Source organism: Mycobacterium sp. ST-F2, assembly GCF_001905655.1.
In the GTDB taxonomy this organism is placed as follows: Bacteria; Actinomycetota; Actinomycetes; order Mycobacteriales; family Mycobacteriaceae; genus Mycobacterium.
This window is the reverse complement of sequence record NZ_JMHT01000053.1, coordinates 86,031-110,586: the sequence shown is the minus strand read 5'-3', so window position 1 is coordinate 110,586 and position 24,556 is coordinate 86,031. Positions and strand designations below refer to the sequence as shown.

Annotated in this window: 20 protein-coding genes; 10 read left to right on the top strand and 10 right to left on the bottom strand. The window is 68.3% G+C overall.

Annotated elements, in window-relative coordinates:
- The 4 genes from EB75_RS19165 to EB75_RS19150 all read right to left on the bottom strand — a co-directional run.
- Positions 1–2,038 (bottom strand): acyltransferase domain-containing protein (locus tag EB75_RS19165; protein ID WP_073696900.1); only part of this gene is annotated, 2,038 nt, incomplete at its 3' end.
- Positions 2,038–3,366, bottom strand: a complete 1,329-nt coding sequence (locus EB75_RS19160) for a beta-ketoacyl [acyl carrier protein] synthase domain-containing protein (protein ID WP_073696899.1) — start codon at positions 3,364–3,366, stop codon at positions 2,038–2,040. The genes EB75_RS19165 and EB75_RS19160, both read right to left, overlap by 1 nt.
- Positions 3,356–4,114 (bottom strand): thioesterase II family protein, encoded by a 759-nt coding sequence (locus EB75_RS19155; RefSeq protein WP_073696898.1) that lies wholly within the window; start codon positions 4,112–4,114, stop codon positions 3,356–3,358. The genes EB75_RS19160 and EB75_RS19155 overlap by 11 nt, the downstream gene beginning before the upstream one ends.
- Positions 4,111–7,602 (bottom strand): non-ribosomal peptide synthetase, encoded by a 3,492-nt coding sequence (locus tag EB75_RS19150; RefSeq protein WP_353651655.1) that lies wholly within the window; start codon positions 7,600–7,602, stop codon positions 4,111–4,113. The genes EB75_RS19155 and EB75_RS19150 overlap by 4 nt, the downstream gene beginning before the upstream one ends.
- 104 nt (positions 7,603–7,706) lie before the next feature.
- Here EB75_RS19150 and EB75_RS19145 point away from each other — a divergent pair, with 104 nt between their 5' ends.
- Genes EB75_RS19145 through EB75_RS19135 form a run of 3 tightly spaced genes read left to right on the top strand, consistent with a single transcriptional unit; the run spans position 7,707 to position 11,445 of the window.
- Positions 7,707–9,341, top strand: coding sequence for a (2,3-dihydroxybenzoyl)adenylate synthase (locus tag EB75_RS19145; protein WP_073696896.1), 1,635 nt, complete (start codon positions 7,707–7,709; stop codon positions 9,339–9,341).
- Between the two features lie 36 nt (positions 9,342–9,377).
- Positions 9,378–10,043, top strand: a complete 666-nt coding sequence (locus tag EB75_RS19140; protein WP_073696895.1) for a VC0807 family protein — start codon at positions 9,378–9,380, stop codon at positions 10,041–10,043.
- A gap of 43 nt (positions 10,044–10,086) precedes the next feature.
- Positions 10,087–11,445: an acyltransferase family protein gene (locus EB75_RS19135; RefSeq protein ID WP_073696894.1), complete on the top strand. Its 1,359-nt coding sequence runs from the start codon at positions 10,087–10,089 to the stop codon at positions 11,443–11,445.
- On the opposite strand, the gene EB75_RS19130 is transcribed toward EB75_RS19135, so the two are convergent.
- The 5 genes from EB75_RS19130 to hemW form a co-directional block, all read right to left on the bottom strand.
- Positions 11,383–12,096, bottom strand: a complete 714-nt coding sequence (locus tag EB75_RS19130) for a VldE C-terminal domain-containing protein (protein ID WP_286150248.1) — start codon at positions 12,094–12,096, stop codon at positions 11,383–11,385. The two genes, EB75_RS19135 and EB75_RS19130, sit on opposite strands and share 63 nt — an antisense overlap.
- 100 nt (positions 12,097–12,196) lie before the next feature.
- A complete protein-coding gene (locus EB75_RS19125; RefSeq protein WP_073696892.1) occupies positions 12,197–13,540 on the bottom strand; it encodes a salicylate synthase in 1,344 nt (447 codons plus the stop codon).
- Positions 13,541–13,637: 97 nt separating this feature from the next.
- The gene (locus EB75_RS19120) at positions 13,638–14,096 is read right to left on the bottom strand and encodes a hypothetical protein (RefSeq protein ID WP_073696891.1); all 459 of its coding nucleotides are present in this window, start codon (positions 14,094–14,096) and stop codon (positions 13,638–13,640) included.
- On the bottom strand, positions 14,090–14,380 hold the full coding sequence (locus tag EB75_RS19115; protein ID WP_073696890.1) for a hypothetical protein: 291 nt from the start codon (positions 14,378–14,380) through the stop codon (positions 14,090–14,092). Before EB75_RS19115 ends, EB75_RS19120 begins: the two co-directional genes overlap by 7 nt.
- Before the next feature lie 470 nt (positions 14,381–14,850).
- Positions 14,851–15,993: a radical SAM family heme chaperone HemW gene (hemW, locus tag EB75_RS19110; protein WP_073696889.1), complete on the bottom strand. Its 1,143-nt coding sequence runs from the start codon at positions 15,991–15,993 to the stop codon at positions 14,851–14,853.
- A 66-nt stretch (positions 15,994–16,059) separates the two neighbouring features.
- Here hemW and EB75_RS30200 point away from each other — a divergent pair, with 66 nt between their 5' ends.
- The 7 genes from EB75_RS30200 (at position 16,060) to epsC (ending at position 23,338) form a co-directional block, all read left to right on the top strand.
- The gene (locus tag EB75_RS30200) at positions 16,060–16,212 is read left to right on the top strand and encodes an Ms4527A family Cys-rich leader peptide (protein ID WP_353651656.1); all 153 of its coding nucleotides are present in this window, start codon (positions 16,060–16,062) and stop codon (positions 16,210–16,212) included.
- A gap of 123 nt (positions 16,213–16,335) precedes the next feature.
- Positions 16,336–18,000: a nitrite/sulfite reductase gene (locus EB75_RS19105; protein ID WP_142239704.1), complete on the top strand. Its 1,665-nt coding sequence runs from the start codon at positions 16,336–16,338 to the stop codon at positions 17,998–18,000.
- Positions 18,001–18,008: 8 nt separating this feature from the next.
- The gene (locus EB75_RS19100) at positions 18,009–18,710 is read left to right on the top strand and encodes a phosphoadenylyl-sulfate reductase (RefSeq protein ID WP_073696907.1); all 702 of its coding nucleotides are present in this window, start codon (positions 18,009–18,011) and stop codon (positions 18,708–18,710) included.
- 7 nt (positions 18,711–18,717) lie between these two features.
- Positions 18,718–19,431: a sirohydrochlorin chelatase gene (locus tag EB75_RS19095; protein WP_073696888.1), complete on the top strand. Its 714-nt coding sequence runs from the start codon at positions 18,718–18,720 to the stop codon at positions 19,429–19,431.
- Between the two features lie 302 nt (positions 19,432–19,733).
- Entirely contained in the window at positions 19,734–21,650 is a 1,917-nt protein-coding gene (locus EB75_RS19090) for a potassium transporter Kup (protein WP_073696887.1), read from the top strand.
- 151 nt (positions 21,651–21,801) lie between these two features.
- Positions 21,802–22,737, top strand: coding sequence for a cysteine synthase A (gene cysK, locus EB75_RS19085; RefSeq protein WP_073696886.1), 936 nt, complete (start codon positions 21,802–21,804; stop codon positions 22,735–22,737).
- Between the two features lie 4 nt (positions 22,738–22,741).
- On the top strand, positions 22,742–23,338 hold the full coding sequence (epsC, locus tag EB75_RS19080) for a serine O-acetyltransferase EpsC (RefSeq protein WP_073696885.1): 597 nt from the start codon (positions 22,742–22,744) through the stop codon (positions 23,336–23,338).
- A 155-nt stretch (positions 23,339–23,493) separates the two neighbouring features.
- On the opposite strand, the gene EB75_RS19075 is transcribed toward epsC, so the two are convergent.
- A complete protein-coding gene (locus tag EB75_RS19075; protein ID WP_073696884.1) occupies positions 23,494–24,555 on the bottom strand; it encodes a sulfate/molybdate ABC transporter ATP-binding protein in 1,062 nt (353 codons plus the stop codon).
- Position 24,556 lies beyond the last annotated feature (1 nt).

Below are 24,556 nucleotides of genomic sequence, written 5' to 3'. Positions count from 1 at the left end.
GCCCGGGGGCCCCCGCCCGCGGGGGGGGGCGGCCCCCCGCCGCGGCAAGGGTCCGCGCGAAATGCAGGCCGACCGCACCGTTGCCGCCGGTGATCACGACGTTGTCCAGCAGACCGGGCGCCGGTGCATCCGCATCCGGCAGGGTCTCAAAGCCTCGTCGGTACTGTTGCGAATCCCGCAGGGCCACTTCTGTACCGGTGCCCAGCATGGTCTCGACGACGGCGGACGCCCCGGGCACGTCGAGTTCCCAGGACGCCAGGTCCAGATGGCGGAAGGACTGGTCGGGATGGTCGAACCCGATGCCGCGGTGCATGGCGGCGAGGGCCGCCTGGGCCGGCAGCGCCACCGGCTCGTCGTCGCGCACGTGCTCGCCGCCGACCGTCACCAACCACACTTCGGTGCATTGCGGCCCAATGGCGTTCGGATAGTCGCACAGACCGTCGCCGATCAGCTCGGCGAGGTCGGTGATCGCCGCCTCGGTATCGGGGTGGTCGAGCATTGGTGCGACGACGATGAGCAGATCGGCGTCGGCCGGCTCGACCAGCACCGTGCCGAGATTGGCCCGCACGCCGTCGCGCAGATGGTCGGCGAGCTCACCGCGCGGTCCCGGCAACTCGAGTACCGCGGCGCGCCGGATGATCAGCGGCACGGTCTCGTCCGGCTGTGGCAGCCACTGCTCGGCGCTGACCGTCAGCCCGGCCACCGGGGGCAGCGGTTCGGGCGTGGCCCAGAGGTGCATCGCCGCCATGGGCGCATGCGGAAATCTGTGCAGCATGGGTTGATTCGGCTCGATGTGCCCGGCCCAGTCGTAACCGGGGTCGGACACGGCCACCGTGGCGATGTTGTCGGACAGCACGTCGGCGAGGTTTTCGTCGCGGCGTCCCGACCCGACGATGACCGGCGCATCGGTATCGGCGAGCGCGTGCAGCAGCGCCGGGTGTGCCGACATCTCGACGAAGGCCTCGACGCCGTTGTCGCGCGCGGCGGCGGCGGCCCGGTCGAAGCGGACGGTGTGCCGCAGGTTCCGGTACCAGTACTCGCCGAATTCCGTACCCGCCACGATGGTCGCGCCGGTCACCGATCCGATGAATGGCACTGTCCCGGCACGGAACTGACCCGCAGGCACACCGGCCAGCAGCTGTGCCCGCAGCGGTTCCAGCGCACTGGTGTGGGCGGGGAAGCTCATGGCGATGACGCGCGCGAAGCGGCCGCGCGATTGCAGGTCGGACACCAGGTCTGCGACCGCGCCGCGGTCCCCCGACACCACCACCGAGGCCGACGAGTTGACCACGGACAGTTCCATCCAGCCGGCGGCGTCCGAAACCGCTTGCAGCGCTTCGTCGACACTCACACCCAGGCTCGCGGCACCGAAATCACCGGCCAGGCTGTCCAATGCGCCCGCCCGGGCGATGACCACGGCGACGGCTTCCGCGAGCGTCATGGCACCGGCGACATATGCCGCGGCGATCTCGCCGAGGCTGTGCCCCAGTGTGACGTCGGGCTCGATGCCCAGGGCCTTCCACACCGACGCCAGGCCCACGGCGTGCGTGAACTGCGCGCTCTGACTGTGGATTTGCGTCCACTCCCGGTCGACCGGGTCCACCAGGAAGGCCAGCGGCGAGTCGATGCCTGCCGCGACGAACGCGTCGGCACACCGGTCGACCGCGGCCCGGTACACCGGCAACTGCCGGTATGCGTCGGTGCCCATCGACGGCCACTGGCCGCCGTTGCCCGGGAACACGAAAGCCGTCCGCGGCGCTGCGGTCCGCGAGGAGACCGCGACCAGGGGATGCTCCTCCCCTGCCGCCAGTGCCCGCAGCGCGGCGGCCAACTCGGCGGCGTCATGGGCCCGCACCACGGCCCGGAACCGGCGTCGACGACGGAGCCGCAACAGCATCGCGGCCACCGCACCCATGCCCACAGCACCGGCCCGGTCCAGGTAGTCGGCGACACCGGTCGCCTCGGCGGCCAGGAGTTCTTCGGTGTGCGCGCTGAGCAGGACGGGTACGCGGCCGTCGGGAAAGCGGGAAAGGCTCATCACGCCACCTGCTCCTCTATCTGGACGGGCATCGCGACGACGACGTGCGCGTTGGTGCCGCTCATGCCGAAAGCCGAGACCGCGGCGAGGCGCTCCCCGTTGACAGCGGGCCAGGGGGTGTGATCGGTGGCGAGCCGCAGTCCCTGTGCGCTCCAGTCGATTTCGGCGCTGGCCTGCGCGGTGTGCAGGCTTGCCGGGATGGTGGCGTGCTCGGCGGACACCAGAACCTTGGCCAGGCCGAGCGCACCAGCGGCGGCCTGGCTGTGTCCGACATTGGATTTCACCGAACCCAGGACCGCGCCCTGGCCGGGTGCGGTGGCACCGTAGGTCTGGGCCAGCGAGTTCAATTCGGTCCGGTCCCCGAGTTTGGTCCCGGTACCGTGCCCTTCGATCATCCCGATCTGGTCGGGCCGGGCGCCGGCGAGATCGAGCGCGCGGCCGAACAGCCGCGCCTGCGCCGGCCCGCTCGGCGCGGTCAATCCGGTGCTGCGCCCGTCCTGATTGAGGCAGCTGGCCCGGACCTCCGCGAGCACGCGGTGACCGCCCCGCTGCGCCACCGACTTTCGTGCCAGCACGAACATGCCGGCGCCTTCGGCCCACACGGTGCCGCTGGCCTGCGCGCTGTACGGCCGGCAGTGTCCGTCGTCCGAGAGGGCGTGCTGCTTGGCGAATTCGACGAAGTAACCCGGCGATCCCATCACGCATACGCCACCGGCCAGCGCCATGCTGCAGTCTCCCGAGCGCAGTGCCTGCACGGCGGTGTGGAACGCGGTCAGCGCCGACGAGCACGACGTGTCGATCGTCAGCGCCGGCCCATCGAGGCCCAGCAGGTAGCCGATCCGTCCGGAGATCACCCCCAGCGACGTCCCGGTGATCAGGTGCCCGGTCAGGTCGGAGTATTCAGCGAGATCGGGGCCGTATCCGGCGCCCGAGGCGCCGATGTAGCAGCCGACGTCATGCCCGGCCAGATCATCGGGGTTGATGCCGGCGTTTTCCAGCGCCCGCCACGTCACGCGCAGCGCGACGCGCTGCTGCGGATCCATGGCCACCGCCTCCCGCGGCGAGATACCGAAGAAGGCGGGATCGAACAGTGCTGCACCGGCCAGGAATCCGCCGCGGTTGTGGATGCGCTTGAACCCGTCGCGGCGTGAGCCCGCGAGCAGGTCGCGCACGGCCCAGCCGCGGTCCTCGGGGAAGGTGCTCAGTGCCTCGCGCCCGGAAGACAGCAACTGCCAATAACTTTCGGCGCTGTCCACGTCGCCCGGGGCTTCGACCGCCATCCCGACGATGACCACCGGATCGTCCGTACTGATCGAGTCAGCCCGCACTGATCACGTCCGCGATCGCATCCAACTGGTCGTTGAGGTAGAAGTGGCCGCCGTCGAACTCCGCGAGGGTGAAGGCACCCGACGTGTGATTCTCCCAGCGCTGCAGCATCTCCCGGTCGATGCGGTGGTCGTCACGTCCGCCGAGGGCATGGATGTCGGCAGCGATGCGGCCGCCGCCCACATACCGGTTGAGGGCTTCGTAATCAGCACCCACGGCCATCAGCAGCAGTTCCACGAAATCCGGGTCGGCCAGCAGCCGTGGGTCGGTGCCGCCGAGATCGACCATCTCGGCGAGCATCTCGCGCGGCCCGGTCGGCAGCGGCGGAGCGTCGACCACGTCGCACGGCGCCTGCCCGGCGGATGCCCACAGGCTGTGCACGGCGGCGCCGTTCTGTTCGGCGACGCGCGCGAACTCGAAGGCCACCACCGCACCCATGCAGTGCCCGACGAGCCGCAGCGGGCCTGCGCCCGCCCAATCGCCCGCGGCGAACAGATCGGCGGCCAACTGTTCGACCGTCGGGTGCGCCGGATGCGCCAACCGGTCGGCGCGGCACGGGTACTGCACGACGTACGTGTCGATGCCCTTGTCCGACAAGGTGGTTGCCAGATCCCGGTAGGCCACCGCGGCGCCGCCGGCGTGCGGGAAGACCACCACGGACCCGGTACCGCCGGAGCCCGGGTAGTGCTTGATCCAAGGCGCAAAGGCGCCAGTGGACTCAGTCGCGGAAGCGGTATCGATCTCGGTCATGACACGGCCGCCGGATCGAGCGCGGTGAGCACGTCGGCGTGGTTCATCTCAGCGATCTCCAGGTAGAGCTCGGCGACCAATTCCAGTCGCCCACTTTCGTCCTCGCGGCCGACGAGCCGCTGGGCCAGCGCCCGCACGGTCCGGGCGGCGAAAATGTCGGGCACACCCACGGTCGGGGTGTCGAGCCACTTGCGAATGCGCGCCACGGTGGCGGTGGCCAGCACCGAGTCGCCGCCGAGCTCGAAGAAGTCGTCGTCAACGCCGGCCTCGGCCGTGAGCAGCTCGGAGACGATGGCCACGAGCGCCCTCTCGAGCATCGTTTCCGGCAGCGCCCGTCCCGCGCCTTCGGCCGACGACACGAGAGCCGCCAGTTGTCCGGCCGCGGCGCGGCGGTCCGTCTTACCTCCGACGGTGAACGGGATCGCCGCAACCACCTGCAGCTGCCGCGGAATCATGTGCGGCGGCACGAGTTCGGCCACCGCCGCTGTGATGCGCTCGATGGTGAGGTCCGGATCGTCGACCGAAACCAGGGCCGCCAGTACGTCGTGGCCGCGCTCGCCTCCCGAGACCACGCCGGCCACTGCCGCGCGGACGCCGGGAACCCGCTGCAGCGCGGCCTCGACATCACCGAGCTCGATGCGGTAGCCGCTGATCTTCACGCGGTGGTCGGCACGCCCGACGAACTCCAGGATGCCGTCCGGCCGGTAGCGCGCCAAATCTCCAGAGCGGTACCAGGTTCGGCCCGCGTAGCGCACGAAGCGGTCGGCGGTCAGGTCGGCCCGGCCGCGGTAGCCCGAGGCGATGCCGCGCCCGGTAAACCACAGTTCGCCGGCCACCCAATCGGGGCAGTCCTGGCCCGCCTCATTGACCACGCGGCACGCGTTGTTGGTGAACGGCACGCCGTAGGGCACCGCCGACCAGGAGTCAGGCAGCTCGCCGGCCTCGAAAATGGTTGCGTGGATGGCGGTTTCGGTAGCGCCGCCGAGGCCGGCCACGCGCACGCCGGGGGCCTGCGCCTGCAGGTGCCGAACCATGGCGGTCCGAACCCAGTCGCCGCCGGTGAGCACGACCCGGACGGTGTCCAGCCGCCCGGCACCGACCTCTACGAGCATCTCCAGCCAGCCCGGCAGGAAATTGAGCACCGTGACGCCGTGTTCGGCGATGAGGGCGGCCCAGCGGTCGGGATCGCGCCGGTACGGCTCGTCGACCACGACGATGCTGCCGCCGGTGGCCAGGGTCGCGAACATGTCGAGCACCGACAGGTCGCATTCCAAGGTGGCCAGCGCCAGGCAGCGGTCCTCCGGCCCGATGTTGAAGTGCCCGTACAGGAATTCCACGGTGTTCATCGCCGCGTCGTGCGTGACCTCGACGCCCTTGGGCTCACCGGTGGAGCCGGACGTGAACAGCACGTAGGCCAGCTCGTGCGGATCGGTGGCGGCCGGGATGAACGGCCCGGCTGCGCGGCGCCCGATGCGCAGCGCCTCGGTCACGGTCAGCGACGGCTTCCAGGACGGCGTCAGATCGCCGCAGTACAAAGCCATCCGGACCCCGCCGGTGGCCAGGATCTTCTCGGTGCGGTCGGCCGGCTGGTCCACGCCGATCGGCAGGTAGACGCCACCCGCCGCGAGGATGGCGAGCAGCGCGATGATCTGGTCGGCGCCCTTGGGACCGAGCACGGCGACGGTGTCCCCCGGCACGATGCCGGCGACCTGCAACGCCGATGCGACGGCCGAAACTTCCTCAGCCAGTTCGGCATACGTCCACTGCCGGGCCTCGGCGATCATCGCCGTGGCAGCCGGCCGGGCGGCAGCCGAAGCGAAGAAGCCGGTGTGCAGTGCCGCGCCGCTCGGCGCCGCGGTGCGGCTGTTGGCCGCATCGCGGACTATGCGCTGCGCCGCCGACATCGGTTCCGGCGTGGGCGCCTCCCATGCGGCGTCGTCGGTGGCCAGGCGCTCCAGTTCGGCGATGTGCCGGGCGAACATGGCGTCGATGACGCCGTCGGGGAAGGCGTCCTCGCGCACGTCCCAGTTCACCAACACGCCACCGTTGAACTCGGTGACCTGGGCATCCAGCATCACCTGCGGCCCTTGGGAATTGATCCAGCCCGGGGTGCCGAACGTCTCGATGACCGCCGAGCCGAACAGTTCGCCGAGGCCCAGTGCGCTGGTGAACACCACCGGCGCGAGCACCTGGGTGCCGCGGTGCCGGCTCAGATCGCGGAGCACCTCGAGTCCGGAGTACTCGGAATGCGCTGCGGCACTGCGGAAGCTCTTCTGCAGCACGCCGCAGCGCGCCGTGGCGGTGGTCGCACCGGTCAGGTCGACGTCCAGCAGCAGCGACGACGTGAAGTCGCCCACGAGCCGGTCGACGTCGGCATGGCGTTGGTCGCGCCCGAACAGCGGCACATTCAGCAAGAAACGTTGCCCGGCCGACCAGCACGCCAGGGCGTCGGAGAATGACGCTGCCAGCGCCATCGCCGGTGTGATGCCGCGCCGGCGAGCGGCGGCATACAGCGCGTCCCGCACGTCGGGGGCCAGCCAGTGAAAACGGCGGGTGGTGTGCCGCGGGTCGTCCTGCTCGGCGACCGGTACCAGCGGCAGCCGGGGCGGGTCAGGCAGTTCGGGGAGTCGATCAGCCCACCACTGCCGGTCCGCGTCGGCCTTGGGGTTGGGCGACGAGGCCGATTGCGCCACGGCCGTGCGGTATTCGCGGTACGTGTAGGCCAGCGGAGTGAGGTCGGCGCCGCCGTACAGCGCGGCGAGATCGGCCATCAGGGTGCGGTAGCTCATCGCGTCGGCGGCCTGCATGTCCAGGTCGACGTGCAGGCGGGTCTTGCCATCCGGGAGCAGGGTCAGGGTCAGTTCGAAGACCTGGTCGGTCAACTGCTGATGCGCCTTGCGACGCTGGGTGGCGGCCAGCTGCGCCGCGATCTGGTCCGCCGGCAGGTCCCGCAGGTCGGTGACCGTCACCGGGAAGTCACCGTCGAGCGCACCGATGCGCTGCGTGCCGTCGGGCAGAAACTGCACCCGTAGCATGGGGTGCCGGGCCGCCAATGCCGTTGCGGCAGCGGTCAATCGCCGAGCGTCCACGCCGTGGCCGTCGAATTCCACGTAGAGATGCCCGGCGACGCCACCCAATTGCTGGTCGTCTTCCCGGCCGATCCACATGGCGTGCTGCATCGGGGCCAGGCCGAACGGCTGGTCGTGTTCCGCATCGGTCCGCGAATCAGATTGCGCTGCGGCCGAATCCGCGCTGTGCAGCCCACCCGCCGCGGACAGCAGCCCCGACCACGCGGCGATGGTGGGCTCCGCAGCCAGCGCCGCGAAATCGATGTCGATGCCCTGCTTACGCCAGCGGCCGGCCAACGACATCATCCGGATGGAGTCCAGCCCCTGGCCGATCAGGTCGGCGCCAGGGTCAAGGGAGTCGGTACGGACACCGAGCAGTTCGGCGACCTCCTCGCGGATGGCCTGCGAATTCACTGCCACGACGCCCACAACACCCTCCCGAATCATTAAAGACAGGCTGTCCTAATTTTGATTAGGCTACCCTATATTGCTGCTACCTCCACGACTACCCCGAGGGATCCGCCGTGACGCGCACCACCGTCTCCACCGAGGCCGATCAGCATTTGCTGAACGGATTCGTTCCGTTCCCGCACGATCGCGCCGAGCGTTACCGCGAGGCGGGCTACTGGGTCGGTAAACCCCTGGACATCCTGCTGACCAATGCCGCACACCAGTGGCCGGACCGCACCGCCGTCGTCGATCCGCGCACGTCACACACGTTTGCTCAACTCGATCAGCTGGCTTCAGAAGCAGCCGCCGGGTTCGCCGCTCTCGGCATCGAGATCGGCGACCGGGTGTTGCTGCAACTGCCCAACACCGCCGACTTCGCCATCGCCCTCTTCGGACTGCTGCGCGCGGGTGCGGTACCCGTGATGTGCCTGCCCGCCCACCGCCGCGCCGAGCTCAGCCATTTCGCGACGGTCAGCGGCGCGGTCGCCCTCGTCATCGCCGACCGGTTCGGCGGCTTCGACTACCGGGACATGGCGCGCGAACTGGTCATCGACCACCCGGCGCTCCGGCAGGTGATCGTCGACGGCGAGGCCGGTGAATTCACCAGCTGGACTTCACTTTTCGGGCGGGCTCCGGTACCCGCACCGACAATCACCACGGCAGAACCCGCGCTGCTCCTGGTATCCGGCGGCACCACGGGTGCACCGAAACTGATCCCGCGCACCCACGACGACTACTACTACAACGCCACCGCCAGCGCCGCCCTGTGCGAAATGACCGGCGACGACGTATATCTGGCGGTCTTGCCGGCAGCACACAACTTCCCGCTGGCCTGCCCGGGCCTGCTCGGCGCCATGTCTGTCGGCGCCAGCACCGTCTTCACCACCGACCACAGCCCTGAGTCCGCGTTCGCCACCATCGCGCGGCACAGCGTCACCGTCTGCGCACTGGTCCCCGCGCTGGCCAACCTGTGGACGCAGGCCTGCGACTGGGAACCGCAGCGCCCCACCACGTTGCGGCTCCTGCAGGTCGGCGGCGCCAAGCTCTCCGCGCCGGATGCCGCAGCCGCCCGCGCCGCTCTGACCCCTGGTCTGCAACAGGTCTTCGGCATGGCCGAGGGCCTGATCAACTACACCCGTCCCGGCGACGATCCCAAACTGCTGGATCACACCCAGGGCGCACCGCTGTGTCCCGACGACGAACTGCGCATCGTCGACGAAGACGGCGTCGACGTTCCTGTCGGCGGCGAAGGCGAACTCCTGGTGCGCGGGCCGTACACGCTGGGCGGCTATTACCGCGCCCCGTCCGACAACGAGCGGTCCTTCAGCCCCGATGGTTTCTACCGCAGCGGAGACCGGGTGCGCCGCCGGTCCGACGGCTATCTCGAGGTCACCGGACGCATCAAGGACGTCATCCACCGGGGCGGGGAGACCATCTCGGCGCTCGATCTCGAAGAACACCTCCTCACGCACCCGTCGATCCGGGCCGCTGCCGCGGTGCCGCTGCCCGACCCGTATCTGGGCGAAAAGATCTGCGCGGTGGTCGTTTTCAGTGGACCAGCCGTCAGCCTCAGCGACCTCAACAGCCATCTCGACGACCGCGGTGTCGCCGTGCACAGCCGGCCCGACACCCTGATCGCGCAGCCGTCACTGCCCGTGACCGCGGTCGGCAAGGTCGACAAGAAAGCCATCATCGCGACCCTCGCCTGACCCTCGACCACCCCCAGCAGCAAGGAGCCAGCCTCAATGTCCGACACCCCGAAGACCCTGCGCGAGTACATCGTCAACACCGCGATCAACACCGTGCCGCCGCTGATCGCGTACTACGTGCTGCGCATGTTCGACTTCGAGCCGTACCTGGCGCTGGTCGGCGCCATCATCACCGCCGCCGCGCAGGGCGCGCTGACCATGGTGCGCAAACGGCAGGTCGAGCCCGCCAACGTCATGGTGATCGTCGGCGCCGTGTGCTCGCTGACCATCGCGCTCACCACCAGGAACCCGCGCATCGTCCAGGCCCTCGAACTCGTCCCCATGTCGCTGCTGGTCTGGTCGTTCGCCATCAGCGGGCTGCTGCGCAAGCCGAATTCGAAGAAGGTCGCCGGCGTCATCTCCCCCGCCCTCGCCGAGGCGGTCCTGCCCGACCGGGGCTGGACCGAGCAGAGCATCCAGGAATGGCACAGCCTGCACACCCAACTGTGCGTCGGACTCGGGCTCCTCTGCGGGTTCTATCCCGCCTTCGCGCTGTACATGATCTTCAACTACCCGGTCGACCTCTCGCAGTTCGTCATCGTCGCGACCGGCCCCACCCTCGTGGTGCTCTGCATCGTGTTCGCGGTGGCCCGCATCCGCCGATTCGTCGGGCAGCACGACGCTGCCGTCGACGCCGTGGCGGTATCCACGGGTTCTGAGTAGTCACACTCATCCGCGCCGCGCTGCGCTGGGGCATCATCAGCTCATGCCGAAACTCCTGCCCGACTTCCGCACCGTGATCGACGGCACCGCGCCCGACCGTGACCGCAGCATCGATGTGGCGCGGCTCGGGGCGCTGCTGGTGGTGATGTTCGGCCACTGCACCCTGCTGCTCGCCACCATCACCTCGGGCGGCGTCCAGATCGGCAATACGCTGGGCGCCGTCCCCAGCCTGCAGCCGGCCACCTGGGTGCTTCAGGTCATGCCGCTGTTCTTCTTCGCCGGAGCCGCGGCCGGCGTCTACAGCTGGCAGGACGGCACGCCTTGGGGGACATGGCTTTTCACCCGGGCGCAACGCCTGTGCCGACCGGCACTGTGGTATTTGGGCGCCTGGACGGTCGCCCTGATCGGAGTGCGGTTCACCATGGGCGCCGAATCGGCAGCGGCCCTGGGCAACGAGGCGGTGGCGCTGCTGTGGTTCCTCGGCACGTATCTGATCGTGCTGGCGTTCGTCCCGGCACTGGCCCGCTTGCGCACGGGCCGGTCGGCGGCGCTGGTGGTCGCGGCCCTCATGGCCGTCGCCGCACTCGGTGACTGGGTCCGCATCAGCACTCACACCTTGGAGGCGGGCGCCGCGAATCTTGTTGTGGTCTGGCTGATTCCGATGGTCATCGGCGCGGCCTACGCCCACCGTCTCATCTCGCCCCGCACCGCGCTGATGATCGCCGCCGTCGCGCTCGCCGTGCAGGTGCTGGTTGCCACGTACGGCCCGTACGACGTGTCACTGGTGGTCACCGGGATCGAACGGATGTCGAACGTCACCCCGCCCACACTTCTGCTTGCACTGCAATGCATCTGGATGCCCAGCCTGTTCATCGCCTGTGCCGCTGCGGTCGGCCGCTGGGCGCAGCGGCCCCGTGTCTGGTACCTGATCGTGGTGGGCAACAGCGGGGCGATGACGTTGTACCTGTGGCACATCGCGGCCATCGCGATCGCGACGTTCGGCCTGCATGCGGTCGGATTGGATGCCTACGACCCTGCCGACCCGCAGTTCTGGCGCAACATCGCGATCCGGGCACTGGTCTTCGCGGTGGTCATGACGATCATGTTCCTGGCACTGTCCCCGCTCGAGCACAACCCGTTGCGGTGGTGGGACGCCCGGGTCCGGGCGACCGGAATCCCGTCGACCGTGGCCGGCGCGCTGGTGTGCGCTGCCGGGGCGGCGCTCCTGCTGATGGCGAAGTACGGGCTGGGTACCACAACAGGATGGATCCTGTTGGCGCTCTTCACCCTTGCGCTCGCGGCAGCCAGGGTCAGCGCCGGGCGGGCGGACGTGGCGGACTCAGTGCGCGCTGACGAAGACCGCGTTCACGGCGCCGCCACTCTTGACGAGACTCGGTCCTGACGCCGACATGATGTAAGCCTCGTTGCCGGTCGGGTAGCCCCCGCCGTTGGTCGAGATGTGCACGTGGGTGTAGTGGTTGGCGTCGGGCCCGCCGTAGTCCGGCATCCGGTGGGCGGTGCCGTCGGGGAAATAGATCGCCTGGCGCCAGATCACGTGGTTCAGATCGAACCGCTTCGCATTGGCCAGTACGTACGCCAGGATGCGGTCCCCCAGCGCCTTGCCGGCGGACGACCCGTAGTTCGGCACCATCACGTCCAGCGCCAGACCTTCGGGGTGCCAGCGCAGCGCGTCCGGGCGGACCCCGGTCATCGTCGTGATCTCCGGGAACGTCGCACTGACGGCCCGTTCCGCGAGAATGGTGTCGACCTGCAGCCCGCGCTCGGCGGCGATACCCACCGGCAAAGCGATGGTGCGCGCCATGGCGCGTGAGCTCTCGGCCGCTTCGGCGACGATCAGCGAACTCGGATGCGGCGCCGTCGGCCCAGCCAGGACCACCTGCGCGCAGCAGACATCGACGTCAGCGGCCGTGGTGAGCGTCTGCGTCGCGGTACCGGCGGTGAGGAACGCCGCAGCCGGCATCACCACCGCTGCCAGGGCCACCGACCAACGGCGCCGGGAGCGCGTCGCGGTAGCTAATCCGGCCTTGTCCACCGGTGCACCATACCCCGCAGGTCACTTTTTGGTAACGACTTCGCATCAGCAGCGCTATAAAGGGCGGCAGCCGACGTCCCGGCGGCGCTGATCTGCCAGGTCAGCGACGCGGCACCAGATAGGGCGCGAGCGTCGTCAGCTTCTCGCAGGTCTCCTCGAACTCGCGTTCCGGAGTCGACTCGGCGATGATCCCGGCACCGGCGCGCAGCCAGGTGTGGCCGTCGGCCTCGTAGGCCGAGCGCAGCGTCAGCGCCGCATCCATGCCACCGTCGGCGCTGAACATCACGACCGCGCCCGAATACAGTCCACGCGGTGCCTCGTCCAGCCGCAGGATGGCCTCGACGCTCTCGGCCTTGGGAATGCCGGAGGCGGTCACCGCCGGGAACAGCGCCTCCAGCGCATCCATCCGGTTCATGTGCTCCGACAGCTCCCCGGACACCGTCGAGCCCAGGTGCTGCACGCTGCCGCGCTCGCGCACCGTCATGAAGTCACTCACCACCGTGGTGCCCGGCTTGGCCACCTCGGCGATCTCCTGTTGCGAGCTGCGCACCGAAATCGCGTGCTCGACAATCTCTTTGGAGTTCGATTCCAGGTCATCACGGGCCGCGCGGTCGTGATCGACGCCGCGGCCGAAGGCGCGGGTTCCGGCCAACGGCTCGGTGACCACGGTGCCGTCGGCGCGGACGGCGGCCACCAGCTCCGGGCTGAAGCCGAGGGCGCGAATCCCGCCCAGCCGCAACAGAAACGACCGCACCGGGGTGTTGTTGGCCCGGCCCACCCGGTACGTCGCCGGGAAGTCCACCGCGAACGGCACCTCGAACCGTCGCGACAGAATCACCTTCTGATAGTCGCCGGCAACGATCTCGCCGACCGCAGCGGCAACCCGAGACCGGTAGTCGCTGCCGTCGACGCTCACATCGACGGCACGAATGACGCCGGCCGCCGGAATCCCGTTCTGCAGCACCCGTTCCAGCGCCTCCACCACGACGTCCCCGTCGCCCGAGACACGAACCTCTCCGTCGGTGACCACGACCTGGGTGTGCGCACTGAACACCCGCGCCAGCGGGGTCCCCGCGGGCAGACGCTGCTGCAACCCGAACCGGTAGGCCCCGAATTCGAAAGCGACCCAACCGAACAGCCGATCGGTCTCCAGCAGCAGTCGGTCGACGGCGTCGCCGAGCACCTCACCGGGCCGGCCGCTCCACTCCTGACGGGCGACGACGCCGCCCGCGTCGATGATCCGCAGCTCGTCGCTGTCGAGTTCGATGGCGGTGCGCACGCCGATGGCCAGCGCCGACTCACCCGCATGCTCGTAACCGACGTAATCGACGCCGGAGCGCTCCGGGATTTCAGCCGCGAGATACGCGACCAGATCGGCCGGAGCAATGTCGGATGGCAACGCGATACGCGTCTCGGAGGCCGTTTCGGTGGCTTCAGCGGTCACAGAAGTTAATTTAGCCTAACCTCAGAATAATTGCCCACGTACCCCCGGACGACCGCTTTCGACGCCGGTTCACCACGCCCGACATGTACCACCGCGACTAGGTGCTCGAGCACATCCTCCAGCCATGCGGACCACGACCGAACTTGGCCGTAAATGGTTTGGGCACAGCATCATTCGCATACATCTGAGTTCCGCTGACATCGGCCTGCGTGCCGCGCACCAGAACCGAGTCGACCGTGAACTGCATGACGCCGTGGTCGCGTCGGAACCGCATCCAGACGCGCTCCAAGCCTGCGTTCCATTGCGACCGGGCCGGCGCGCACAACAGCAGCTGCGCACTCCTGACGTCCTGCCGGTTGTACGAGTCCGAGATCGCCCGCAGCGTGTCCCGAATCTGATCCTCGTCTGACCTGCCCATCCGGTCAGCCGGCTGCGCTTCGCCGGTCACCACCCGCACCACTCTCGGCAGGCCACCGGGTGACGCACCCGCGGCCACGAGCGGCAGGATCAGCAGGACTGCGACGGTTCCTCGGCGGACGTGCCGGCCAGTCAGCAAGGACGACCGTCATAAGGACGTGGGATGGCCGGGTTCGCCGGGTCGGGCGGGCACACACGGCCGCACTGCATGCCTCCGAATCCCAGCACTGTCACGTTGGCGCAGTGGTCGTAGCTACCGTCGCCGTAGGTCTGACCGTCGCAATAGCTGCCACCGCCCCACGGGCTCCAACCGCCTTGACATCCTGACGGCACCGCCGAGGCCGGGCCGGCGACCACAATCCCCGCGGTCACGCCCCCGACCAGGGCTGCGGTACCGAACAAACCAGCGACCTTCTTGTTCATGAGATACTCCAAAACCGTTGACATACAAGCTTTTTGACGCGCGGTAAGACCTACGCGCCACACAGGGAGCACCGACACAGGCAGCACTGCCGTCCACTGGTGAGCGGTTCAGACCCACCGCTGACCGGGTCGGGACGCATGACGGCGTCGGGACAGGCAGACTCATCGACTGGGCGGTCCGCCGGTAACGAAGAGCTATCGATCAGCTTCGGTCGAGCACAACTGCGCGCCGCCGAGAATCGACAGAGTGAATTTGAGTGCTGTCAGCACTTCGTCGAGTTAGCTGTTCTCCAAGTCAGACCCCTTTGGATCTCCGCTCAACAGATGCCTCGATCAGAGGCGTACGAGCCATATTACGATTTGGCACCGAATCCACCATCACCCGTTCGGACGACATGAAACAACGCCAATCATCAACGGGTAGTGCGTATTTCAACTTGTGAGGCACATGTGACGCAAGAGCACAAACCTCAGTCCAGAACTGCGCGTACCACGGCGTCCGCCAGCAGGCGACCCGGATCGGTCAACACCAGCCGGTCTTCGCTGACTGTCACCAGGCCGTCAGCCACGGCCCCCTGAGCCCGGTCGCGTTCCGCCGGGGTCAGCACGGCAACCGGCAGCCCGGAGCGCAGCCGCAACCGCAACATCACGTCCTCGATGTGCCGGGTGGCGTCGTCGAGCTCCTCGAAGTCCGCGACGGGGAGCCGGCCGCCGGCCAGCGCCTCGGCATAAGCGTTGGGGTGCTTGACATTCCACCACCGCCGCACCCCGACGTACCCGTGCGCTCCCGGTCCGGCACCCCACCACTGGCCGCCGTCCCAGTAGCCGAGATTGTGCCGGCATTCACCACCGGGACGGCTCCAGTTCGACACCTCGTACCAGTCCAGCCCGGCCCGGCTCAGGTGCGTGTCCAACAGCTCGTAGCGGGTCGCGAGCACGTCGTCGTCGGGGGCGGGGATCTCGCCACGCCTGACCTTGCGGGCCAGCGCGGTGCCGTCCTCGACGATCAGCGCATACGCCGAGACGTGGTCGACGCCGGCCTCGATCGCGGCATCGGCCGACCGGCGCAGATCGTCGTCGGACTCCCCCGGCGTGCCGTAGATGAGGTCGAGGTTGACGTGCGCGAACCCGGCCGCCAGTGCCTCCCGCGCAGCTGCCGGCGCGCGGCCGGCCGAATGGGTCCGGTCGAGTGCCGCCAGCACGTGTGGCGCCGTCGACTGCATGCCCAGGGAGACCCGCGTGTAGCCGGCGTCCAGCAACTCGGTGAAGAACTCGGGCGACGTCGACTCCGGATTGGACTCGGTGGTCACCTCGGCGCCGGGGCTGAGGCGGAAATTGTCCCGCACCGCGTCGAGCACGGCCCGCAGCCCCGAACCACCCAGCAGGGACGGGGTACCGCCGCCGACGAACACCGTGTCGACCGGCAGCTCGACCTGGGCCCCGGCCATCGCCAGCTCGGTGCGCAGCGCGCTGAGCCAGCCCTCGGGACTGGCCCCGCCCAGCTCACTGGCGGTATAGGTGTTGAAGTCGCAATAGCCGCAGCGGGTGGCACAGAACGGCACGTGAATGTAGATGCCGAACGGCCCGGTAGCGCTGGTTTGGGCGTCGGTCATGGCAACCAGTGTCCCATCGTGCGATTGGCGAGCGATGTGCGTGGCAGGGGCACCTTTTTGCTCGCGATGATTTCGAACCTGGCCCGGTTAGGCCGAATGTCCTGTTCGTGGCAGAATGGCCGGGTGTCCGCCAGCCTCAACCGCACCCTCGGTTCCGCATTGGTAATGCGGCGGCATGTCGACTTCAAGCGCGTATGCAGCTGTTGCTGTCTGCCTTGATGCCCGCCTTGATGCCTCAGCTCTGACAACCAGATCTTTCAGCCGGCACAGGATCGGCAGTGCCGGACAGCCCCCGGCGTACGCGTGATCCAACGCCTGCTCTTGCGCGAAGGAAACCCCCCAGTGACAACAGCAAAACCCGCCAAGACCCGCGACGAAGGCCAGTGGGCATTGGGCAATCGTGAACCGCTGAACCCCAACGAGGTGTTCAAGCAGGAGGACGACGCCCTCAACGTGCGGCAGCGCATCATCGACGTCCACTCCAAGCAGGGCTTCGAGTCGATCAGCAAGGACGATCTGCGCGGGCGCTACCGTTGGATGGGTCTGTACACCCAGCGCGAGCAGGGCTACGACGGCACCTACACCGGCGACGACAACGCCGACCTGCTGGAGGCCCCCTACTTCATGATGCGGGTGCGCTGCGACGGCGGGGCCCTGACCAGTGCCGCGCTGCGGACCATCGGCGAGATCTCGGTCGAGTTCGCGCGCGACAGCGCCGACATCACCGACCGCGAGAACATCCAGTACCACTGGATCCGCGTCGAGGACGTGCCGGAGATCTGGCGTCGCCTCGAATCGGTCGGCCTGCAGACCACCGAGGCCTGCGGCGACTGCCCGCGCGTCGTGCTCGGCGGCCCGCTGTCGGGCGAGGCCCTCAACGAGGTGCTCGACCCGAGCTGGGCCGTCGACGAGATCGTCAAACGCTACGTCGGCAACCCCGAGTTCTCGAACCTGCCGCGCAAGTACAAGACCGCCATCTCGGGTCTGCAGGACGTCGCGCACGAGATCAACGACATCGCCTTCATCGGCGTCAACCACCCCGAGCACGGCCCCGGTCTGGACGTCTGGGTCGGCGGCGGCCTGTCCACCAACCCGATGCTGGCCCAGCGCCTCGGCGCCTGGGTGCCGCTGGCCGAGGTGCCCGACGTCTGGGAAGGCATCACCAAGGTCTTCCGCGACTACGGCTACCGCCGCCTGCGGTCCAAGGCCCGCCTGAAGTTCCTGATCAAGGACTGGGGCGTCGAGAAGTTCCGCGAAGTTCTCGAGACCGAATACCTCGGCCGCAAGCTCATCGACGGCCCGGCGCCCGAGCAGGTGCCGCACACCATCGATCACGTCGGTGTGCAGAAGCTCAAGAACGGCCTGAACGCCGTCGGCGTCGCAGCCATCGCCGGCCGCTCGTCGGGCACCATCCTGACCAAGGTCGCCGACCTGGCCGCGGCCGCCGGCTCCGATCGGATCCGCCTGACCCCCTACCAGAAGCTGGTCATCCTCGACGTGCCCGACGACAAGGTCGAGGAACTCGTCGCCGGCCTGGACGCGCTGGGCCTGCAGACCCGGCCGTCGCACTGGCGCAAGAACCTCATGGCCTGCACCGGTATCGAGTACTGCAAGCTCTCGTTCGCCGAGACCCGGGTCCGGGCGCAGACGCTGGTCCCGGAGCTCGAGCAGCGGCTCGCCGACCTGAACTCGCAGCTGGACGTGCCGGTCACCATCAACCTCAACGGCTGCCCCAACTCGTGCGCGCGAATCCAGATCGCCGACATCGGCTTCAAGGGCCAGATGATCGACGACGGCAACGGTCCCGAGGAGGGTTTCCAGGTGCACCTGGGCGGCAGCCTGGGCCTGGACAGCGGCTTCGGACGCAAGCTGCGCCAGCACAAGGTGCTGGCCACCGAGCTCGGTGACTACATCGACCGTGTCGTGCGCAACTTCGCGAAACAAAGGGAGGCCGGAGAGCGTTTCGCCCAATGGGCCGTTCGGGCCGACGAAGCTGACTTGAGGTGACCGCTGACATGACAGACGTATCGGAAGCTGACCTACGGGAACTGGCCGAGCGCGGCGCTGCCGAACTGGCCGACGCCACTGCTGAGGAACTGCTGCGCTGGGTCGAGGAGAATTTCTCCGGCCGGTACGTCGTGGCGTCCAACATGCAAGATGCCGTCCTGGTCGAGATGGCGGCCAAGGTCCGTCCCGGCGTCGACGTCCTGTTCCTGGACACCGGCTACCACTTCGCCGAGACCATCGGCACCCGCGACGCCGTCGAGGCCGTCTATGGCGTGCACGTGGTGAACGTGACGCCCGAGCACACCGTCGCCGAGCAGGATCAGCTCCTCGGCAAGGACCTGTTCGCGCGGGATGCGGCGCAGTGCTGCAACCTGCGCAAGGTGCAGCCGCTGTCCAAGGCGCTCAAGGGCTACTCGGCGTGGGTGACGGGCATCCGCCGGGTGGAGGCGCCGACGCGCGCCAACGCGCCGCTGATCAGTTTCGACGAGGCGTTCGGTCTGGTGAAGATCAACCCGATCGCCGCGTGGAGCGACGAAGACATGCAGGCGTACATCGAAGCCAACGGCATTCTGGTGAATCCGCTTGTGGAGGAAGGCTATCCGTCCATCGGCTGTGCCCCGTGCACCCAGAAGCCTGCCGAAGGTGCTGACCCCCGCAGCGGTCGCTGGGCCGGTCTGGCCAAGACCGAGTGCGGTCTGCACGCGTCCTGAGATTCCTGTGCAACTGATCCTCACCGCGCACGGCAGTGCCGACCCGCGGTCCGCGGCCAACGCCCGCGAGGTGGCTCGAACGGTGGCTGCCCTGCGGCGCGACGTCGACGTCAAAGTGGCGTTCTGTGAGCAGAATTCGCCGAATCTGCGCGATGTGCTGGCCGATTCGCCCGCGGGCGGTGTGGTGGTACCGCTGCTGTTGGCCGACGCCTATCACGCCCGCGTCGACATCCCGGAGATGATCGCCGACGCGAATCCGGCGGTCCGGCAGGCCATCAAACTGGCGCCGGTTCTCGGCGAGGACGACCGGCTCATTCATGTTCTGGGCCAACGGCTCACGCACGCCGGCGTATCCCGGCTGGACTCGGGCGTCGGCGTCCTGGTGACGGCCGTAGGGTCGTCGTCGGCGGCCGCCAATGAGCGCACCGGTACGGTCGCCACCGGACTGGTCGCGGGTACCCACTGGCAGGCGACGACGGCCTTCGCCACCGGCCCGCAGGCCAACCTGGCCGAAGCCACCGCCCTGTTGCTCGATCAGGGCGCGACGCGGCTGATCATCGCGCCATGGTTCCTGGCCCACGGCCGGATCACCGACCGCGTCGCCGAATTCGCCGCGGCACACCGGATTCCGATGGCGCAGCCGCTGGGCTCGCACCGACTCGTCGCCGACACCGTGCTGGACCGCTTCGACGCCGTCGTCGCCGCGCGCGCCGCCGCGTAACCCGAGGCCATCTGAATCCCGGCAAGACCGGGGCGCTCGCCGTATGGATTCCGTATGGATCGTGGCACCGGAACACCGGTGCCGGTTGACTCGGGTTCATGCGAATGTCCGGGACCGCCGATGTCTGACCTGCTGCAATTGCTGTCCATGCTGGCGCTGCCGGCAGCCGTCCTGCTGATGTGCCGCCGCGTCAACCGACGCAACCCGGCATCCCCCGCGCTGCGAACCTGACCGCGTCCGGCGCCCAACTCGCCTACCATCCGGATCGTCGACCAACGATCCGGACCAAGGAGGCACCGCGCGTGGGCACACACCCCGACACCGGTCGGCATGGGCTGGGAGTGGGCCTGGCCGTCAGCGCGCTGGGCGTCGTTTTCGGTGACATCGGGACAAGCCCGATCTACACCATGCAGACGCTGTTCAATCCCGATGACCCGCATCCGGTGCCGATCAGCCGAGACAACATCTACGGCGTCGTCTCCCTGGTGTTCTGGTCGGTGATGCTGATCGTCACCATCACCTACGTCAGCCTGGTGATGCGGGCCGACAACGACGGCGAGGGCGGCGTCATGGCGCTGATCACCCTGGTGAAACGGTCGTCGAACAAGCTCGGTAAGCGCACCGCGGCGTTCCTGGCAGCGCTCGGAATTCTCGGTGCCGCACTGTTTTTCGGTGACTCGATGATCACCCCGGCCATCTCGGTGCTGTCCGCCGTAGAAGGTGCGAAAACCCTCGACCCCGGCCTCGCCGACTGGGTGGTGCCGATCACCGCGGTGATCATCATCGCCCTGTTCAGCGTGCAACGCCACGGCACCGCGGTCGTCGGCAAGTTCTTCGGCCCGGTGATGATCCTGTGGTTCACGGTGATCGGCGCGTGCGGCGTCAGCGGGATCACCAGGGAGCCCGAGATCCTGCGCGCGCTGAACCCGATGTACGCGCTGGGCTTCATGGCGGGGCATTTCCACATCGCATTCTTCGCGCTGGCCGCCGTCGTGCTGTCGGTAACGGGCGCCGAGGCCCTCTACGCCGACATGGGCCATTTCGGCCGCAAGCCGATCACGTTCGCCTGGCTGCTGCTGGTCTTCCCGGCATGCATGCTGAGCTATTTCGGTCAGGGCGCGCTGCTGCTGCAGAACCCCACGGTTCACGACGCCCCGTTCTTCCTCCTGACACCCGAGTGGGGCCGGCTACCGATGGTGCTCCTGGCCACCGCAGCCACCGTGATCGCGTCACAGGCGGTGATCACCGGAGCGTTCTCCGTCGCGGCCCAGGCCGCCCACCTCGGGTACCTGCCGCGGCTGCGCATCCTGCACACATCGGCGTCGACCATGGGCCAGATCTACGTGCCCTGGATCAACAGCATGCTGCTGATCGCCGTACTGACGCTGGTGTTCGCCTTCCGCAGCTCGGCGGCACTCGGCTACGCCTATGGCATGGCGGTCACCGGGACCATCACCATCACCACGCTGCTGTTCCTCAACATCGCGCGCGCCAGGTGGAACTGGCCCCTGTGGTCGGTGATCGCGATCGGGGCCCCGCTGCTCACTGTGGACCTGTTGTTCCTCGCCGCCAACCTGACCAAGCTGGTGCACGGGGCCTGGCTGCCGCTCCTGATCGGGCTCATCGCGTTCACGGTGATGACCACGTGGCAGGAGGGCCGCGTGGTGGTGACCCGGGCCCGCGACAAGGTCGAGGGCCCGCTGCGCCAGTTCGTCGACTCGATCGTCTCCAGCGAGCCGCCGCTGACCCGGGTCCCGGGCACCGCGGTGTTCCTCAATCGCGGCATCGAGACCGCGCCACTGGCCATGCGCGCCAACGTCAAGTACAACCGGATGCTGCACGAGCACGTGGTGGTGCTGTCCCTGACGACGGCGACGGTGCCGCGCGTCACCGATGCCGACCGTTTGTCGGTCGATGATCTGGGCTATACCGACGACGGCATCATCCACGTCACCGCGACGTACGGATACATGGACCGGCCCAACGTGCCGGCCGCGCTGGCGCTGCTGGACTCGGCCCGCACCGAGGGTCCGCTCGACCTCGCCGGAGCCACCTACTTCCTGTCCAAGGTCGATCTGGTGATGGGCAAGGAACCCTCCATGGCACCTTGGCGGACAAGGCTTTTCATCGGTACGTCGTACATCACATCCGACGCCGCGGCCTATTTCCAGCTGCCGCCCGACCGCACGGTCATCCTGGGTTCCCGCATCGAGGTATGAAATACCCACCCGTAGGGAACGCGTTGTCTCGAGCAGATAGATTTTGTGATGATCGAAACCCTTGACGGAGCACCTGCGATTCAGCAGATTCGGCAGGTGCCCGCGCGGGCACGCACAATTTCACCAAGCTAGCGCTGACGAGAGGTCACCAATGGGCAAGATCTACGCCGATGTCACCGAATTGGTCGGGCGCACCCCGCTGGTCCGGCTGAACCGGTTGACCGAGGGCGCTGGTGCTCAGGTTGTCGCGAAGCTGGAGTTCTACAACCCGGCCAACAGCGTGAAGGACCGTATCGGCGTGGCGATCGTCGACGCCGCCGAGCAGTCCGGCGAACTCAAGCCCGGTGGCACCATCGTGGAGGCCACCAGTGGCAACACCGGCATCGCGCTGGCGCTGGTCGGTGCCGCCCGTGGCTACAAGGTCATCCTGACCATGCCGGAGACCATGTCCCTGGAACGCCGGGTGATGCTGCGCGCCTACGGCGCCGAGATCGTGCTGACGCCGGGCGCCGAGGGCATGGCCGGCGCGGTCGCCAAGGCCAAGCAGATCCTCGCCGAGACCCCGAACTCCGTCGCGGCCGATCAGTTCGCCAACCCGGCCAACCCCGCGATCCACGAGAAGACGACAGCCGAGGAAGTCTGGGCCGACACGGACGGTGAGGTCGACATCTTCGTCGCCGGCATCGGCACCGGCGGCACCCTCACGGGTGTCGGGCATGTCCTCAAGGCCCGCAAGCCCGATGTGAAGATCGTCGGCGTCGAGCCCGTCGACTCCCCCATCCTCACCGGCGGCCAGGCCGGGCCCCACAAGATTCAGGGCATCGGCGCGAACTTCATCCCCGAGGTCCTGGACCGCGAGGTCTACGACGAGATCATCGACGTCTCCTTCCCGGACGCCATCGAGGTGGCACGAGCGCTGGGCGCCGAAGAGGGCATCCTGGGCGGCATCTCGGCGGGCGCCAACGTCTGGGCGGCACTGCAGCTGGCCGAGCGCCCCGAGAACGCCGGCAAGCTGATCGTCGTGATCGTCCCTGATTTCGGCGAGCGGTACGTCTCCACGGCGCTGTACGAACACATCCGGGACTGAGGGTATGGAGCTGTTCTCTGGCCTGTTCTCCACTCTCCGTGAGGACCTGGACAACGCACGCAGCCACGACCCGGCAGGGCGCGGAGACTTCGAGAACGCCCTGGTGTACTCCGGCCTGCACGCCATCTGGTCGCACCGCCTGGCCCACAAGCTGTGGGCCCGGCCGGCCGGGCGCGGGCCGGCCCGGGTACTGGCGCAGCTGACGCGGTTCCTCACGGGCATCGAGATTCACCCGGGCGCGACCATCGGCCGACGGTTCTTCATCGACCACGGCATGGGCGTCGTCATCGGCGAGACCACCGAGATCGGCGACGACGTGATGCTGTATCACGGCGTCACGCTCGGCGGCCGCAGTCTCAACAAGGGCAAGCGCCACCCCACCATCGGCAACCGGGTGACGGTCGGCGCGGGCGCCAAGGTGCTCGGTCCCATCCGTGTCGGTGACGACTCCGCCGTCGGCGCGAATGCCGTTGTCACACACGATGTCCCGGCGGATTCCATTGCGACGGGCATTCCCGCGATCGTGCGTCCGCGCACCGAGAAGCAGCGTGAGCCCGCCGTCGACCCGACGACCTACATCGACCCGGCGATGTACATCTGACGTACGGCTGGCATTCGGCCCAGTGGCGTTGACCCTGTAACCAGGGTCAACGCCACTCGCACTTCTACGCCCTCAGCGCAGGCTCAACGCAAAACACCGCGGCCGGGCAACCAGATCATCTGGTTGCCCGGCCGCGGTGCGAAAACCCTTGTGGCTCAGGCCCTTGCGAGGACCGCCTCGACTTCTTGCGTCTGTCCCGCGATCGGGGGGATGCGAGTGGCCCGGACGTACACGGTGTCGCCCTCGAGCAGGCGCAGCGCTTCGGCGTCACCGCGGGTGATCTGTGCGGTGAACGGCGTGTGGTCCGCGGCGGTCGTCAGCTCGACGCGAACCTCGAAGCCCAGCACCACAACTCGGTCGACCTTCGCCCGGAGCACTCCGGTGGCCGCGACGTCGTCGTCGGCCTGCGAAATGGCCATGTCGGGATTCCGGCCGACGCGGATGTCGTGGGGCCGCACCAGCGTCCCGTTCAGCGTCGACACCGCACCGAGGAACGACATCACGAACGGATTGGCCGGGCTGTCGTAGACCTCGGTGGGCGACCCGACCTGCTCGATGCGGCCCTTGTTGAGCACCGCGATCCGGTCGGCGACGTCGAGCGCCTCGGCCTGGTCGTGCGTGACGAGCACGGTGGTCACGTGGACCTCGTCGTGCAGGCGACGCAGCCAGGTCCGCAGGTCGTCACGCACCTTGGCGTCGAGGGCACCGAACGGTTCGTCGAGCAGCAGCACCTGGGGATCGACCGCGAGGGCGCGAGCCAGCGCCATGCGCTGACGCTGACCGCCGGAGAGCTGGCTCGGGTAGCGCGTCTGGAAACCGGCCAGGCCCACGACCTCCAGCAGGCTGTCGACCTTCTCCTGGATCTCGGCCTTGGGCTTCTTGCGGATCTTGAGCCCGAACGCGACGTTCTCGCGGACGGTCAGGTGCTTGAAAGCGGCGTAATGCTGGAACACGAAGCCGATGCCGCGCCGCTGCGGCGGCACGCCGGTGACGTCGTTGCCCTTGATGGTGATGGTGCCGGTGTCCGGGGTGTCGAGCCCCGCGATGGCCCGCAGCAGCGTCGACTTGCCCGACCCACTGGGGCCCAGCAGCGCGGTCAGCGAGCCCTCGGGCACGTCGAAGTCGACGTTGTCGAGCGCCGCGAAGTCGCCGTAGTGCTTGTTCGCGCCGCGCACGGTGATGGCGGGAACGCTGCCCTGCTTGTGCTCGTCACTCATG

Excerpts from the sequence above, each read along its gene's own strand:
- EB75_RS19075 (WP_073696884.1), bottom strand. The coding sequence starts at position 24,555 with ATGAGTGACGAGCACAAGCAGGGCAGCGTTCCCGCCATCACCGTGCGC.
- EB75_RS19135 (WP_073696894.1), top strand. The coding sequence starts at position 10,087 with ATGCCGAAACTCCTGCCCGACTTCCGCACCGTGATCGACGGCACCGCG.
- EB75_RS19140 (WP_073696895.1), top strand. The coding sequence starts at position 9,378 with ATGTCCGACACCCCGAAGACCCTGCGCGAGTACATCGTCAACACCGCG.
- cysK (WP_073696886.1), top strand. The coding sequence starts at position 21,802 with ATGGGCAAGATCTACGCCGATGTCACCGAATTGGTCGGGCGCACCCCG.
- EB75_RS30200 (WP_353651656.1), top strand. The coding sequence starts at position 16,060 with ATGATTTCGAACCTGGCCCGGTTAGGCCGAATGTCCTGTTCGTGGCAG.
- EB75_RS19155 (WP_073696898.1), bottom strand. The coding sequence starts at position 4,114 with ATGACCGAGATCGATACCGCTTCCGCGACTGAGTCCACTGGCGCCTTT.
- hemW (WP_073696889.1), bottom strand. The coding sequence starts at position 15,993 with ATGACCGACGCCCAAACCAGCGCTACCGGGCCGTTCGGCATCTACATT.
- EB75_RS19100 (WP_073696907.1), top strand. The coding sequence starts at position 18,009 with ATGACAGACGTATCGGAAGCTGACCTACGGGAACTGGCCGAGCGCGGC.
- EB75_RS19115 (WP_073696890.1), bottom strand. The coding sequence starts at position 14,380 with ATGAACAAGAAGGTCGCTGGTTTGTTCGGTACCGCAGCCCTGGTCGGG.
- epsC (WP_073696885.1), top strand. The coding sequence starts at position 22,742 with ATGGAGCTGTTCTCTGGCCTGTTCTCCACTCTCCGTGAGGACCTGGAC.